Origin of the sequence: Curtobacterium sp. 'Ferrero' (assembly GCF_002412165.1) — a bacterium.
Classification (GTDB): domain Bacteria; phylum Actinomycetota; class Actinomycetes; order Actinomycetales; family Microbacteriaceae; genus Curtobacterium.
The window spans coordinates 152,999-166,610 of record NZ_NXIA01000004.1 but is presented as its reverse complement, the minus strand read 5'-3'; the positions used below and the strand labels follow the sequence as shown (position 1 = coordinate 166,610).

At 74.1% G+C, this 13,612-nt stretch carries 12 protein-coding genes; all 12 read right to left on the bottom strand.

Going from position 1 to position 13,612, the window contains the following annotated elements; translation table 11 throughout:
- Positions 1-169: 169 nt before the first annotated feature.
- Positions 170-1,054, bottom strand: a complete 885-nt coding sequence (locus tag Csp2054_RS06115; protein WP_217990873.1) for an aminoglycoside phosphotransferase family protein — start codon at positions 1,052-1,054, stop codon at positions 170-172.
- Positions 1,055-1,062: 8 nt separating this feature from the next.
- Positions 1,063-3,357: an FdhF/YdeP family oxidoreductase gene (locus tag Csp2054_RS06110; protein WP_096898409.1), complete on the bottom strand. Its 2,295-nt coding sequence runs from the start codon at positions 3,355-3,357 to the stop codon at positions 1,063-1,065.
- The gene (fdhD, locus tag Csp2054_RS06105; RefSeq protein ID WP_096898408.1) at positions 3,354-4,232 is read right to left on the bottom strand and encodes a formate dehydrogenase accessory sulfurtransferase FdhD; all 879 of its coding nucleotides are present in this window, start codon (positions 4,230-4,232) and stop codon (positions 3,354-3,356) included. The genes Csp2054_RS06110 and fdhD overlap by 4 nt, the downstream gene beginning before the upstream one ends.
- 128 nt (positions 4,233-4,360) lie before the next feature.
- Entirely contained in the window at positions 4,361-5,551 is a 1,191-nt protein-coding gene (locus Csp2054_RS06100; protein WP_096898407.1) for a molybdopterin molybdotransferase MoeA, read from the bottom strand.
- Entirely contained in the window at positions 5,548-5,814 is a 267-nt protein-coding gene (locus Csp2054_RS18030) for a DUF6457 domain-containing protein (RefSeq protein WP_176491583.1), read from the bottom strand. Before Csp2054_RS18030 ends, Csp2054_RS06100 begins: the two co-directional genes overlap by 4 nt.
- 69 nt (positions 5,815-5,883) lie before the next feature.
- On the bottom strand, positions 5,884-6,651 hold the full coding sequence (locus Csp2054_RS06090) for an SDR family NAD(P)-dependent oxidoreductase (RefSeq protein WP_096898406.1): 768 nt from the start codon (positions 6,649-6,651) through the stop codon (positions 5,884-5,886).
- 120 nt (positions 6,652-6,771) lie between these two features.
- The gene (locus tag Csp2054_RS18515) at positions 6,772-7,377 is read right to left on the bottom strand and encodes a molybdenum cofactor guanylyltransferase (RefSeq protein WP_255252632.1); all 606 of its coding nucleotides are present in this window, start codon (positions 7,375-7,377) and stop codon (positions 6,772-6,774) included.
- The gene (locus tag Csp2054_RS18510; RefSeq protein WP_096898405.1) at positions 7,374-8,879 is read right to left on the bottom strand and encodes a hypothetical protein; all 1,506 of its coding nucleotides are present in this window, start codon (positions 8,877-8,879) and stop codon (positions 7,374-7,376) included. The genes Csp2054_RS18515 and Csp2054_RS18510 overlap by 4 nt, the downstream gene beginning before the upstream one ends.
- Before the next feature lie 107 nt (positions 8,880-8,986).
- Entirely contained in the window at positions 8,987-11,077 is a 2,091-nt protein-coding gene (locus Csp2054_RS06075; protein ID WP_096898404.1) for an ArnT family glycosyltransferase, read from the bottom strand.
- Positions 11,078-11,223: 146 nt separating this feature from the next.
- The gene (locus tag Csp2054_RS06070) at positions 11,224-12,102 is read right to left on the bottom strand and encodes a biotin-dependent carboxyltransferase family protein (protein WP_096898403.1); all 879 of its coding nucleotides are present in this window, start codon (positions 12,100-12,102) and stop codon (positions 11,224-11,226) included.
- On the bottom strand, positions 12,099-12,773 hold the full coding sequence (locus Csp2054_RS06065) for a 5-oxoprolinase subunit B family protein (protein WP_096898492.1): 675 nt from the start codon (positions 12,771-12,773) through the stop codon (positions 12,099-12,101). Before Csp2054_RS06065 ends, Csp2054_RS06070 begins: the two co-directional genes overlap by 4 nt.
- Positions 12,774-12,799: 26 nt before the next feature.
- Positions 12,800-13,588, bottom strand: a complete 789-nt coding sequence (locus tag Csp2054_RS06060; RefSeq protein WP_096898402.1) for a LamB/YcsF family protein — start codon at positions 13,586-13,588, stop codon at positions 12,800-12,802.
- Positions 13,589-13,612 lie beyond the last annotated feature (24 nt).

Sequence of the window (13,612 nt, the reverse complement as noted above, 5' to 3'; positions counted from 1 at the left end):
CCCTCACCGGTGGCCCGGTGCGCCGTACCGACCCTACGGACCGGCCGTCGCACTGTCGTCATCCGCTGGGTGGACGGTCGGGTCCTCCTGTCGGACGGGAGGCGCGTGGCGGACCCGCACCGTGCCTCCCGTCCGTCGCCTGGTCGCGTCGACGCCGGGGCGTCGCTCCTCACCCGAGCAGGTCGGCGGTGCGCGCTGCGCGCGCCGCATCCTCCTGCGCCTGCGGCAGCTCGGACCGGCTGGCGTGCCAGAGGGCGGACTCGACCAGCCGGGCCACCGTCCAGGCGCGGATCCGCGCCGGGTCGAGGTCCGTCCGGTCCGCCAGCAACGCCGTGCGGTCGACCAGCGCGGAGCCCGGGTCGGCGAGCGCGAAAGGGTCGTCGACCTGCACGAGCAGCGGGCACAGGTCGTAGGCGGGATCGCCCGTCATCGGCTTCGGGTCGATCACGAGCCACGGTTCGCGTTCCGCAGCCAGGACGTTGCCCGGGTTGTGGTCGCCGTGGACGACGACGGTGCGGTCGGCGGTGCGGGGGAGTGTCCGGAGCAGCCCGACCCCGAGCCGGACCACGCCGGAGTCGAGCGGTGGTGCGAGGGTCCACATCCGCTCCTCGGCCAGGTCCGCCCACTCGTCGCACACGTCCACGAGCCGTTCGAACGGCGGGTCGTCGGGCACCCCCGCAGCCCAGAGCCCCGCGACGGCGTCCGCGCCGATCGTCAGCCGCTCGGCCGCGCCGAGGTCGGTGCGGTCGGCCAGACGCGTCCCGGGTCCGCACCGTTCGAGCAGGAGCACGAACGGGTCGGCCGGGTCGTGGGCGAGCAGCCGCACCGCGCCGGCACCGTCCCACCAGGTCAGCGCTGCCGCCTCGAAGCCGGCCTCACGGTGCGGGAACGAGAGCTTGAGCACGGCCGCTGTGCCGTCCGCGGTGGTGACCGCGCGGACGTGCGAGACGCTGCCGCCCTCGATCACCGCTCCGGGGCGGAGGTCCCACCGCTCGACGGCTGCGGCGAGCCGGTCCGGCACCGACCGGCGCCAGGCGTCCTCCGTCGGCCACACGTGCGGCGTCAGCCGGCCACGGGCGTCAGCTTCACCGGGACGGCCTTCGACACCGGGGTGTTGCTGCCCTTCGCGGCGCTGTCGAGCGGCACGAGCACGTTCGCCTCCGGGAAGTACGCGGCCGCACACCCCTTCGCGCTCGGGTAGGCGACGATGCGCTGGTCACGCAGCACCCGTTCGACGCCGTCGTGCCACACCGTGCTGACGTCCACGTGCTGTCCGTCCTCGAGGCCGAGCTCGGCGAGGTCGTCCGGGTTCACGAACACGACGTGCCGGCCCTTCTTGATGCCCCGGTACCGGTCGTTGAGGCTGTAGATCGTGGTGTTGTACTGGTCGTGCGAGCGGAGGGTCTGCAGCAGCAGCGTGCCCTCCGGCCGCTCGACGTGCTCCAGCTCGTTGACGGTGAGCATGGCCTTGCCGGTCTCCGTGGCGAAGGTCCGCGAGTCGCGGGGGCCGTTCGGCAGGACGAAGCCCTCCTTGCTGCCGGCGCGACGCGAGTAGTCGTCGAAGCCCGGCACGACACGGCTGATGTGGTCGCGGACCACCCCGTAGTCGGCGCGCATCGCTGCCCAGTCCACCGGGACGCGGTCGCCGAGCGTCGCCTGCGCCAGTTCGCACACGATGGCGACCTCGGACAGCAGGCCGGGCGCCACCGGCGGGACCTGACCGTGGCTGCCGTGCACGGAGCAGACGGTGTCCTCCACGGAGACGAACTGCGGGCCGGAGGCCTGGACGTCGATCTCGGTCCGGCCCATCGTCGGCAGGATCAGTGCCTCCTGCCCGACGACGGCGTGCGAGCGGTTCAGCTTGGTCGACACCTGGACGGTCATCTCGGTGCCACGGAAGGCCTGCTCGGCGAGCTGCGAGTCCGAGATCGCGGCGACGAGGTTGCCGCCCATGCCCATCCAGAACTTCACGTCGCCGTTGCGCATGGCGTGGATGCCCTTCAGCGCGTCGACGCCGTGCTCCCGCGGGGGTTCGAAGTGGAACTCCTCGGCCAGGGCGTCGAGGAAGCTGTCCGGCATCTGCTCCCAGATGCCCATCGTGCGGTCGCCCTGCACGTTGCTGTGGCCGCGGATCGGCGATGCGCCGGCGCCCGGCTTGCCGATGTTGCCGCGGAGCAGCAGGAGGTTGATGATCTCCTTGATCGTGTCCACGGCCTTGGTGTGCTGGGTGATGCCCATCGCCCACGTGATGATGGTGCGCTCGGACCGCAGGTACCGCTCGGCGAGCTCGTCGATCTGCTCGACGGTCAGCCCGGTGGCGCGGACCACCTCGTCGTCGTCGACCTGCAGGATGTGCTCGACGAAGGCGTCGTAGCCGCTCGTGTGCTCCGCGATGAACGCGTGGTCGACGACGGTGCCGGGCGCCGCCTGCTCCGCGAGCACGACGCGCTTCGCGACCGCCTGCAGGAGCGCCATGTCGCCGCCGAGCCGGATCTGGAGGAACTGGTCGGCGATCTGGGTCCCCTCGCCGATGACGCCGCGGACGCGCTGCGGGTTCTTGTAGCGGCGGAGGCCCGCCTCGGGCAGCGGGTTCACCGCGACGATCTCGGCGCCGTTCTTCTTGGCGTCCTCGAGCGCGGTGAGCATGCGGGGGTGGTTCGTGCCGGGGTTCTGCCCCATCACGATGATGAGCTCGGTCTCCTCGAAGTCGTCGTACGCGATGGTCGACTTGCCGATGCCGACGACCTCGGCCATCGCGAGGCTGGTCGACTCGTGGCACATGTTCGAGCAGTCGGGCAGGTTGTTCGTGCCGAAGGCCCGGACGAACAGCTGGTAGACGAACGCCGCCTCGTTCGAGGTGCGGCCGGACGTGTAGAACGACGCCTGGTCCGGGCTGTCGAGACCGTTCAGCTTGTCGGCGATGATCCGGAAGGCCCGCTCCCAGCTGACCGGTTCGTAGTGGTCCTTCCCGGCGGGCTTCCACACCGGTTCGGTGAGCCGACCCTGCATCCCGAGCCAGTACTCGGTCTTGTCGGCGAGGTCGTGGATCGAGTGCTCCGACCAGAACGTGCGCGGGACCAGGACCGGCGTGGCCTCCCAAACGACCGCCTTGCCGCCGTTCTCGCAGAACTCCGCCGTCTTGCGCTTGTCCGGGTCGGGCCAGGCGCAGCTCATGCAGTCGAAGCCGCCCTTCTGGTTGAGCGACAGCATGAGCTTGAGCGTGCGCGCGGCACCGAGCTGCTCGAGCGCCGGGCCCATCGAGTGCAGCACGCCGGGCACGCCGGCCGCCCAGTCCTTCGGCTCGCCGACCTCGAGGTCCGCGTCGGTCACGTCGTCGGTCGGGGGCTGCTTCGTCATCGTGCGTCCACGGTCTCTCGGCTGGTGGTGGCGGTGGTGGCTGCGGGTTCGGTGATGCGTTCCGGTCGGGAGTACACGACCATGCTCTGCCCGCGCAGGAAGCCGACGATCGTCACGCCGACCTCCTTCGCCAGGTCGACGGCGAGCGAGGACGGGGCGGACACCGCGGCGAGCACGGGGATCCCGGCCATCGAAGCCTTCTGTGTCAACTCGAAGCTCGCGCGGCCGGAGACCATCAGGACGGTGCCGGACAGGGGCAGCCGGTCCTCCTTGACCGCCCACCCGACGACCTTGTCGACGGCGTTGTGCCGACCGACGTCTTCGCGCAGCACGAGCATCTCGCCGGTGTGCCCGTCGAAGAGTGCGGCCGCGTGGAGCCCGCCGGTCTTCTCGAACACGGCCTGGGCGTCGCGCAGCTCGTCCGGGAACGTGGCCAGGAGCGCCGGGTCCAGCACGAGGTCGTCGTGGTGGACGGCGTGCTGCGACTGGGTCCGGACAGCGTCGATGCTCGCCTTGCCGCACAGCCCGCACGAACTGGTCGTGTAGAACGACCGCTCCAGGCTGGGATCGGGAGCGGCGACGCCGGGCGCGAGGGTCACGTCGAGCACGTTGTACGTGTTGAGCCCCTCCTCCGTCGCACCGGCGCAGTACCGGGCAGCGAGGAACTCCTCACCGCGTGCGATCACGCCCTCGGACACCAGGAACCCCGCGGCGAGGTCGACGTCGTTGCCGGGCGTCCGCATGGTGATCGCGAGCGCGGACCCGCCGACGCGGATCTCGAGTGGTTCCTCGACGGCCAGGAAGTCCTCGCGGACTGATCGACTGGTCGCGACGGTGATGCGCGTGACGCGCTTCCGGGCGGTGATCCGGCTCATGGGTCGGGTCTACCACCAGCACCGGTGCAGGGCCAGGACGCGGAGCCCCGGTGCGGCGACCGGCCAGGCGGCGGGCCCGGAGCGCCGAGCGGGCGCGACCACAGCTCCGTTCGTGGCCACCGCTCCGCTCACCGCCACGGGAGTGCCAGGGCCGGCACCGACTCCCCGGCGTTCCGACCGCCCGGCTCCACCACGAGCAGCCCGTCGGCGTCGGCCAGCCCGCGCAGCATCGCCGAGCCCTGGTGGCGCACCGGCACCACGCCCGTCGGCACCACGCCACCTTCCGCCGACCGGTACGCCAGCACGAGTGATCCCGGGCGGTCGTTCGGCAGGTCGACCGCTGTCGTGACGCTCGTCGGTGCCTCGGCGGGACGCCCGGTCATCCCGGCGACCAGCGGCTCGCCCAGCAGCACGAGCGCGACCATCGCGGCCATCGGATTGCCCGGCAGGCAGAGGTACAGGGTGTCGCGGCGCCGGGCGAGCAGTGCGGGCCGGCCCGGGCGCACGTCGACGCGGTCGAGCAACACCTCCGCACCGATGCGGTCGAGGGCCCCGCGGACGTGGTCGGCGCTCGATCCGGCGGTGCCGCCCGTCGTCACGACGAGTCCTGCGTCCGCCCCGCCGAGCACCCGAGCAGTGGCCTCGAGGTCGTCGGGCACCCGGACCGCGCCCGACGGCACGGCGCCGAACGCGCGCAGGACGTGCGGCAGGGTCGTGCTGAACACGTCGCGGACCCGACCGGGCCGCGGGACGCCCGCCCCCTCGACCTCGTCGCCGAGCACGGCCACCCGGACACCGGGGACCGGGATCACGGGCACGTCGTCCACGCCGGCGGCCGCCGCGAGCGCCACCCGCGGCGGGGTCAGGCGGGTGCCGGCGGGGAACAGGAGCTCCCCGCGTGCGACCTCCTCGCCGGCGGGCCGCACGTGCCGACGCGTGCTCGACACCGTGTGCCGGACGAGCAGCCCGGAACCGTCGACGTCGGCGTCCTCGGACCGCACCACCGCGTCCGTGCCCGGGGGGACGGGAGCGCCCGTCGTCACCGGTCGCGCCCGACCGGGTCCGAGCGCCTCGGAGGTCGGGTCCGCGCCGGCCACGATCGGCTCCCCGACCCGCCAGGGGCCCTCGCCCGCCACCGCCCAGCCGTCCATCGCCGCCCCGTCGTGCCCCGGGACCGCGCCGGGTGCGGACAGGTCGGCGGCGAGCACCCGGCCGATCGCCGCGTCGAGCCCCGCGGTCTCCTGCGGGCGGCGGAGCAGCGCACCCTGGCGGTGCGCCTCGTCGCGGGCGGCGCGCCAGTCGAGGCCGGTGCTGCTCACGCCTCCGTCCGGTCGCCCCGTGCCGTGGCACGTTCCGTCGCGACGGCCGCCGCAGCGGTGACGTCGGACGGGGCGCCGCCCCGCAACCCGGCGGCGTAGCCCACCAGGAAGGTGGTGAGCGGGGCTGCCGGCCGGGCGACCCCGTGCGCGGCGTCACGAGCGAGGTCGAGCACGAGGTCGATGTCGATCGCGGTGTCCGCCGGGAGTCCGAGCGCGTCGGCGAGCTCGGTCGCCCAGGCCTCGAGGACGTCGTGTGTGGTCATGCGGTCAGTCAAGCAGCCCGCGGCGCCGGTGGACCTGCGATCGCGGTCCCCGACGAGGCGGAGCCGTGGTCAGAGTCCGACGCTCCCCTGCGAGATGCCGCCGTCGATCGTCACCGTGGTGCTGGTCATGTACGCGGCCCGTCCGGAGGCGAGGAACACCACGACCTCGGCGATCTCGTGCGGCTTCGCGGTCCGGCCCAGGGGGATGGCGTCGTCGAGCCGCCGCAGCTTCTCCGGGTCCGAGTCGGTGGCGGAGTTGATGGGGGTGTCGACGGCCCCGGGCGCGATGTTGACGATCCGCACCCCGTGCGGCCCGAGCTCGACACCTCCGCTGCGGGACAGCATCCGCATCCCGCCCTTCGCGACGCAGTAGGCGAGGTTGCCCGGCATCGGCCAGTCCTCGTGCACGCTGGAGATGTTCAGCACGAGCCCGCCGGTGCCCTGGGCGATGAACTGCTTCGCCGCCGCCTGCGTGCCGAAGAAGGCGCTCTTCATGTTGACCGCCATCACCTTGTCGTATCCGTCCTCGGTTTCCTCGAGCAACGACTTGCGGTCCTCGATGCCGGCGTTGTTCACGAGCACGTCGAGCTGACCGAACGCGTCGACCGCCTTCTGCACCATCGTGTGCAGGTCGTCCGCGCGGGTGATGTCCGCGTCGACCCCGACGGCCTTGCCCCCGGCCTGTTCGATCCGGTCGATGAGGGAGTCGGTGGCGTCTTCGTGTGCGACGTAGTCGATCACGACGCTGGCGCCCTCGGCCGCGGCGGCGAGGCAGATCTGCTCCCCGATGCCGCTGTTCCCTCCGGTGACGACGATGGTCTTGCCCTCGAGCAGCATGGTTCCTCCTTGGCCGGTGACGGCGTCGACGAGTGGTGCCCTCGACGGTGCTCCCGGCGCCTGACGGTCCGCGGCGAACACCTGAGCGTGCTCGCACCTCGCGCCGAGCGCCGGGCGGCGTCACCGGAGCCGGGCTGCCGCCTCCGGGGTGTCCACGTCCGCACACAGCTCGGAGGGCACCGGTACCTCGACCAGGTCCAGCGGCGCGAGGAGTCGATGCAGCGACGCCCCGTCGACGACGTCGAGCGCCGCGAGCGCCGCGCGGAGGGCCGCGGTCCGGTACAGCCCGAGCAGGGGCTGCCGGACGCCGTCGTCGTCGACCGCGATCCACCCGTCCGCGGTGTCCGCTCCCGCGACCGCTCGCCACAGCAGGGCGACCGCCGCGGTCGGGCGCACGAGGTCGCACGCGAGCACCAGGGTCGTCGGTGCGCTCGCCGCGGTGTCGTCGGGACCGTCCGTGCGCAGTCCCGCCGCCAGCGCGGCGACCGGGCCGCCGAACGGCGGGTCCTCCCGCACACCGACCGCACCCACCGGCAGCCGCGACCCGTCGCGCAGACCGACCACGACGACGCGTCCGGCGCCGACGGTCGCGGCGACCGCTCGGTCGAGGAGCGTCCGACCGGTCCCGCCGAGGGCCGTCTTGTCGATGCCGTCCAACCGGCTCGCGCGGCCGCCGGCGAGCAGCACCGCGTCGAACGGGTGCACCGGGTCGGTCGCGGGCGTCACGGCACACGGTCCGCGTCGGGCACCGGACGGGAGGCACGCCCCGCGTCCGTCACGCGCCGCGCGTCCGCCACGGCGGTCGCGACGACACCCACGACGATCGCCAGCGTGGCGGCGGCCGAGCCCGCCAGGGCGACCTTCACGAAGCGCGAGGCGTGCGGGACCACGCTCACGATGTGGACGTCGACGAGCGTCAGGTACGGGACGGACGCCACCGCGATCCACGCGACGAGGAGCACCGGGAACGCCCGGCGCGCGGCGCTCAGGCCGGCACCGACGAGGATCGCGATGACAGGCAGGATCGTCAGCCCGTACCGGGTGTTCGGTGCGCCGCCACCGTGCACGTACCAGATCTCCATCACCACGAGCAGGAGCGAGACCGCGGCGAGCATCAGGCAGACGAGCCACGTCGACGTCCGCTCGCGTCGGCTCGTCGTCCCCGGGCGCGCCTCGTGCCGGGCGACCAGGCGGCGCCGCACGAGCACGACGAGGCCGATCAGCGCCGCGAGCAGCACGGGACCGAGCAGGAGCACCCACTGCAGGCGGCTCAGCGGGTCGGACCAGTCGAGGACGCCCCGGTACAGTCCGAAGAGCCGTGTCCAGAAGTAGTCGTCGGTGGCCACGTCGGTGACCGGGTGGACGAAGCGGCCGGCGTGCTCGATGCCCCACTGCGCCTGCCGACCGCTGAGGTTCCCGGTCAGTGCGCGGTTGCGGAGGTAGTACCACCCGGACGCGAGCGCCGCGGTGACGACCGGGGTGGCCGCCACGACGAGCCGGCCCCACCAGCCCCGCACCCGGCCGAGCAGGATCTCCCGAGCGAGCACGAGCGACACCACGATCGCGAGGAGCCAGATCACGAACGACAGGCGGGTCGCCATCCCGGCGGCGCCGACCAGCGCCGCCCCGACGAGGAGTCGCCACGTGACGCCGGCCCGGAGCGCCGCCCCGGCGACGCCGCACGCGAGCGTCGACAGCAGGACGAAGAGGATGTCGTTGTAGATCGTGCCGCCCTGCTGGATCAGCATCCCGCAGAACGCGGCGGCCACGGCCGCCGCACCCGGCAGTCGACGTGCCGCGGGGAAGCACCGCCAGGCCGCCCATGCGGTGGCGAGCACGACCCCGCCGGCCATGAGCGCGCTGACCATCCGGCCGGCCATCGCGGCGAGCAGGGGGTGGCCGCCGTCGTACAGCGGCCCGGCCACGGGCGCGAGCACCAGGTAGTACAGCGGCGGGTGCTGAGCGACCCACTGCACCGGGGCGGAGCCGCCGAACGACGTGCGGTAGGTCAGCCCGTGCTCGAACACCGGCAGGTGCCCGTGCCAGACGAGCACCACGTAGTCGAAGTGCGCGGGCTCGTCGCCTCCGTACAGCGGCGGGTAGGTGAAGGCCCGGGCGACGGACGCAGCGAGCACGAAGGCCACCGCGCCGAGCACGACGAGGTTGCACCATGGGTGCGTCAGGACCAGGCGTGCGAGTCGGCTGAGGTGGTTCCCGGAACGCGTCATGAGTGGTGGTGGACCTTCCCGGACGTCGAGGCGTGGCCACGGTGACCTGGCGGGTGCGATCCTAACGGCCGGGCCCTGCCTGCCCGGGAGGCACCGGTCCCGGCGGGTCAGTCGCAGCGTTCGAGCGAGAACGCCTGCGCCCCGCCGAAGCCACCGAAGCCACCGAAGCCGCCCCCGGATCCGCCGGAACCGTCCGACCCACCGTGACGCGCGGCCGTGGTCCCCGCGCCCCAGCTCCGCACGACGCGGCACCCGAGCGCGTCGGCGGCCTGCAGCACCGGATCGCTCCCCGCCGGCGAGGCCGTGACGACGAGCAGCCGGACCCGTCCGGAGCGCACCAGCCGCTCGACCTGCTGCTCGGTGAACACGGGGACGTGCCCGGAGAACCCGCCGTCGGTCAGGACCTCCCGACCGGTGTCGCCGATGACGTCCGCCGAGATCCGCCACGAGTCGGAGAGGAAGAGCGGCGCCCCGCCCTGACCACCGCCGTCCCGTTCCGCCGTGTCGACGAGCGCAGCCTCGGACGTCGGCAGCGCGGTGTGGCCGCCCCACGGGTCGGGCGCGGAGATCCGGAACGCGCTGCTCGGCACGACCGTCCGGTCCGCACCGAGGGTCCCGCTGCGCCCGAGCGCGAACGCCCGGGCGGGGGAGTGCCCGCCGAACGCGAAGGCGCCGTTCCCGACACCCACCGACGCGTCGCCGCCGCTGCCGTCCCGTGCGGCGTCGAGCGCCTGCAGCGAGAAGCAGGCCGGCCCGAGCACCACCGACGCGGCGAGCAGCCCCGCCGCGAGTCGGCGTCCGCGCCCGGTGGGGCGGACCGAGGCGCCGCCCCAGTGCACGAGCAGGGCGATGACGGCCGCGATGGTCGTCCCGACGGCGACCACGCCGAGCAGCACCGGTTCGGAGGACGTCCTGGCGAGCCACGCCCACCACGCGCCCTGGACGACGAGCAGTCCCACCGGGACGACCCGCAGTCGCCGGTCCGGTGCGTCGACACACCGTGCGGCACCCCACCAGCCGATCGCGGCGAGCACCGCGAGCTGGACGCCGACGCCCGCGACGTAGGCGGTGTGCGGGAGCCGCATGACGGACAGCACCGCGACCGCCGTGACCAGCCACACGACGGTCGTGACGAGCGTGGCGAAGGCGGGACGGGCCTCCCGGCGGGTGGGACGCGGCCACCACCGGGCCGCGCCGATCCCGATGCCGACGAGGGCGGCTGGCCACGACCAGCCGACCTGCGACGCGTACCGCGGCGTGAACAGCTGCAGCAGCGTGTGCCCGGCGGCGCCGTGACCGCCGCCGGTGAACGCGCGCCCCGCGTGGGCGACGGCGTTGCCGAGGGCGCCGACCGCACCGGGCCAGAGCCCGGGCAGGAACCGGTCCACCCCGTTGTAGCCGAACACCATCGCGAAGACGTCGTCGTCGGTCGAGCCGTCGATGAAGGGCCGGTCGCCCCGCGGGAGCAGTTCGACGACGACCGACCAGGCCAGGCTCGCGACGACCGCCGAGCCGACCAGGACCGCGACGTGCCAGACCACGCGCCGCCGTCGCACCCCGGGCACCGCGGCGGCGATGACCGTACCGACCACGAGGGCGGGCAGGACCAGCCAGGCCTGCAGCATCTTGGCCTGGAACCCGACCCCGACGAACAACCCGGCGAGCAGCAGCGGCCACCACGCACCCGTGATCGCCGCCCGCTGCCACCAGACGAACGCGACCGCGAGGGCCATGGTGAGCAGCCCGTCCTCCATCGGGTGCCCGAACATCGACACGAAGATCGGGGTCGCCGCCGCGAGGCCTCCCGCGACCAGACCGACCCGGGCTCCGGCCCACCGGAGGCCCACGACGGACACCGCGACCGTCGTCACCGCTCCCTCCAGCACCTGCGGCAGGGCGAGCGCGGCGGTGGACATGCCGAACAGGTGCACGCTGACGGCCTGCGGGACCGCGAAGCCGGCGAGCTTGTCGAGGGTGACCGTCGAACCGGGGTCGAACGATCCGGACAGGAACGCCGACCACGACTCGGACATCGACCGGGCGGCCGCGGCGTAGAACTCGGAGTCGCCGCCCCTGGCCAGGTTCCAGCTCGTCAGCGCCGCGCCCAGGACGACGATGCCGACGAGCACGGCCAGCTCCGGGCGGGACTGGTGCAGCCAGCGTGCGGGTCGGACGCGGGCGTGCTCGGACGTGCTCATGACGGCAATGTGCTGCGCCCGTCGAAGAAGGAGCCGGGGAACCCCTGATCCGGGGCGGCGGGTTCGTTCAGGCGGAGTGAAGGTTCAGGAGCGGAACAGGACGGGAGGCGTCACAGGACGCGGAGCCGTCACACGACGCGCAGCCGTCACACGACGCGGAACCGGAAACGGTCGCCCGGCCGGAGCTGCGCCGCTCGGTCGACGGCCGCCGGCGTGACGACCCCGACGACGGGGTAACCGCCGGTGACCGGGTGGTCGGCGAGGAACAGCACGGGGAACCCGTCCGGCGGGACCTGCAGCGACCCGGTCTCGACGCCCTCGCTCGCCAGCTCCGACCCGACGCGTTCGTCTGCACGGCGGAGCGGCCGCCCCGCGCTCGTGCGGACACCGATCCGGTCCGCGTCCTGCGTGACGGTCCACTCCTGGCCGCTCAGGGTGCTCCGCCAGTCCGGCGCGAACCAGTCGTCCCGGGGGCCGGGGAGCACGTCGAGCACGACCGGCCCGGGCACCGGCGGCGCGACCGCGTCGACCACCGGCCAGCCGTCGGCGTCCCGCCCGACCGGCACCACGTCGCCGACACGGAGCGGCGGGGGACCGAGCCGGGCGAGCGAGTCCCAGGACCGGCTGCCGAGCACGGGCGCGACGTCGACTCCGCCGCGGACCGCGACGTAGGTCCGCAGACCGGTGGCCGGGACACCGACCCGGAGCACGTCGCCCGGCTCGAGTCCGACCACCGCGAACGGTGCCGCGCCCCGCACGCGACCGTCCGCGCGCTCGACCGCGACCGGGGCGGCGGCCCCCGTGACGGCGACGAGCAGGTGCCCGTCGGCACGGAGCGCCACCGAGCCGAGCACCGCCTCGAGGACCGCCGCCCGGACCGTGTTGCCGACGAGCCGGTTCGCGAGCGCCGCCGATGCGCGGTCCGCCGCGCCCGCCGCGCCGAGCCCGAGGTCGCTGAACCCCGGGCGTCCCGTGTCCTGCACGCTCACGCCGAGGTCGGCCGCCACGACGGTCACCGAGCTCACAGGGCGCCGACCTCGACGTACCGCAGGCGGGTGCCGGCCGGCAGGAGCGCGGGCGGGTCGCGGTCGAGCGACCAGAGGACCGCCTCGGTGCGGCCGATGAGCTGCCACCCGCCCGGGGAACTCCGCGGGTAGACGGCGCTGAACGCGTCGGCCAGGGCGACGGAACCCGCGGGGACCGTCGTCCGCGAGGTCGGGCGTCGCGGGACGTCGAGCGCTCCGGCGTCGCCGGTGCAGTAACTGAAGCCGGGCGCGAACCCGCAGAAGGCGCTCGTCCACAGCTGGCCGGTGTGCCAGGCGACGAGGCCACGGCGGGAGAGGCCGGCGTGCGCGGCGACGGCGTCGAGGTCCGGGCCGTCGTAGACGACGGGGATGGTCACGGGCTCGCCGGCGGCCGCGCGGGTCGGCGGGAGCGGCTCGACGGCCTGGAGGCGCGTGCCGAGTTCCGCGGGACCGGTGCGGTCCGGGTCGTAGCGGACCAGGACCGTGCGGGCGCCGGTCACGAGTTCGGTGACGCCCGGCAGCTCGGCCGCGGCGAGTCCGGCGCGGAGGGCGAGGACGTCGTCGAGCGTGGGCAGGGTCACCAGCACGGCGGAGCGGCCGGCCGGACGGACGTCGAGCGACCGGGTGTGCTGCGGGCGTCCGGAGTCGGTCCCGTTGGGGCTGCTGCTCACGGGGCCGGTGCTCACGGGGTCGGTGCTCACGGGGTCGGCGGGGCTGTCCGGATGGGAGGGGCGAAGGGGGCGACGGTCACGCCGTGCTCGGTCAGGACGGCGTGCACCGCCCGGGCCATCGCGACGGCCCCCGGGGAGTCGCCGTGCACGCAGACCGAGTCGGTCGCCACGGCGATCTCGGTCCCGTCGATCGCGACCGCGATGCCCTCGGTGACGATCCGGAGCACCCGTGCCGCGACCTCGTCCGGGTCGTGCAGCACGGCCCCCGGTCGTCCGCGGGGCACGAGCGAGCCGTCCGGTCCGTAGGCGCGGTCGGCGAACGCCTCGCGGACGGGACGCAGCCCGTGGCGCTCGGCCGCGAGGAGGAGCTCGGACCCGGGCAGGGCGAGGACCGCGAGCGTGGGGTCGACGTCCACCACCGCACGCACGACGGCCTCCGCCTGCACCGGCTCGGCGCAGGCGGTGTTGTAGAGCGCGCCGTGCGGCTTGACGTAGGTCACGGCAGTGCCGGCGGCGCGTGCTGCGGCGGCCATCGCGCCGAGCTGGTGCACGACGTCGGCGTGGAGCTCGTCCGCGGTGACGTGCACGGGCCGGCGTCCGAACCCGAGGAGGTCACGGTAGGCCACGTGTGCGCCGACCGCGACCCCTCGTGCCGCCGCGGACCGGGCGGTGGCGAGCATGGTGACCGGGTCGCCGGCATGGGCACCGCACGCGATGTTGGCGCTCGAGACGACGTCGAGCACGGCCTGGTCGTCGCCCATCGACCAGGCCCCGAAGCCCTCGCCGAGGTCGCTGTTCAGGTCGACGGTCGTCACGAGCCCAACCTACCCATCCCCGTG

What these genes read in the sequence shown, in the direction of transcription:
- Csp2054_RS06110 (WP_096898409.1), bottom strand. Translation starts at nt 3,357, where the DNA reads ATGACGAAGCAGCCCCCGACCGACGACGTGACCGACGCGGACCTCGAG.
- fdhD (WP_096898408.1), bottom strand. Translation starts at nt 4,232, where the DNA reads ATGAGCCGGATCACCGCCCGGAAGCGCGTCACGCGCATCACCGTCGCG.
- Csp2054_RS18030 (WP_176491583.1), bottom strand. Translation starts at nt 5,814, where the DNA reads ATGACCACACACGACGTCCTCGAGGCCTGGGCGACCGAGCTCGCCGAC.
- Csp2054_RS06090 (WP_096898406.1), bottom strand. Translation starts at nt 6,651, where the DNA reads ATGCTGCTCGAGGGCAAGACCATCGTCGTCACCGGAGGGAACAGCGGC.
- Csp2054_RS18510 (WP_096898405.1), bottom strand. Translation starts at nt 8,879, where the DNA reads ATGACGCGTTCCGGGAACCACCTCAGCCGACTCGCACGCCTGGTCCTG.
- Csp2054_RS06075 (WP_096898404.1), bottom strand. Translation starts at nt 11,077, where the DNA reads ATGAGCACGTCCGAGCACGCCCGCGTCCGACCCGCACGCTGGCTGCAC.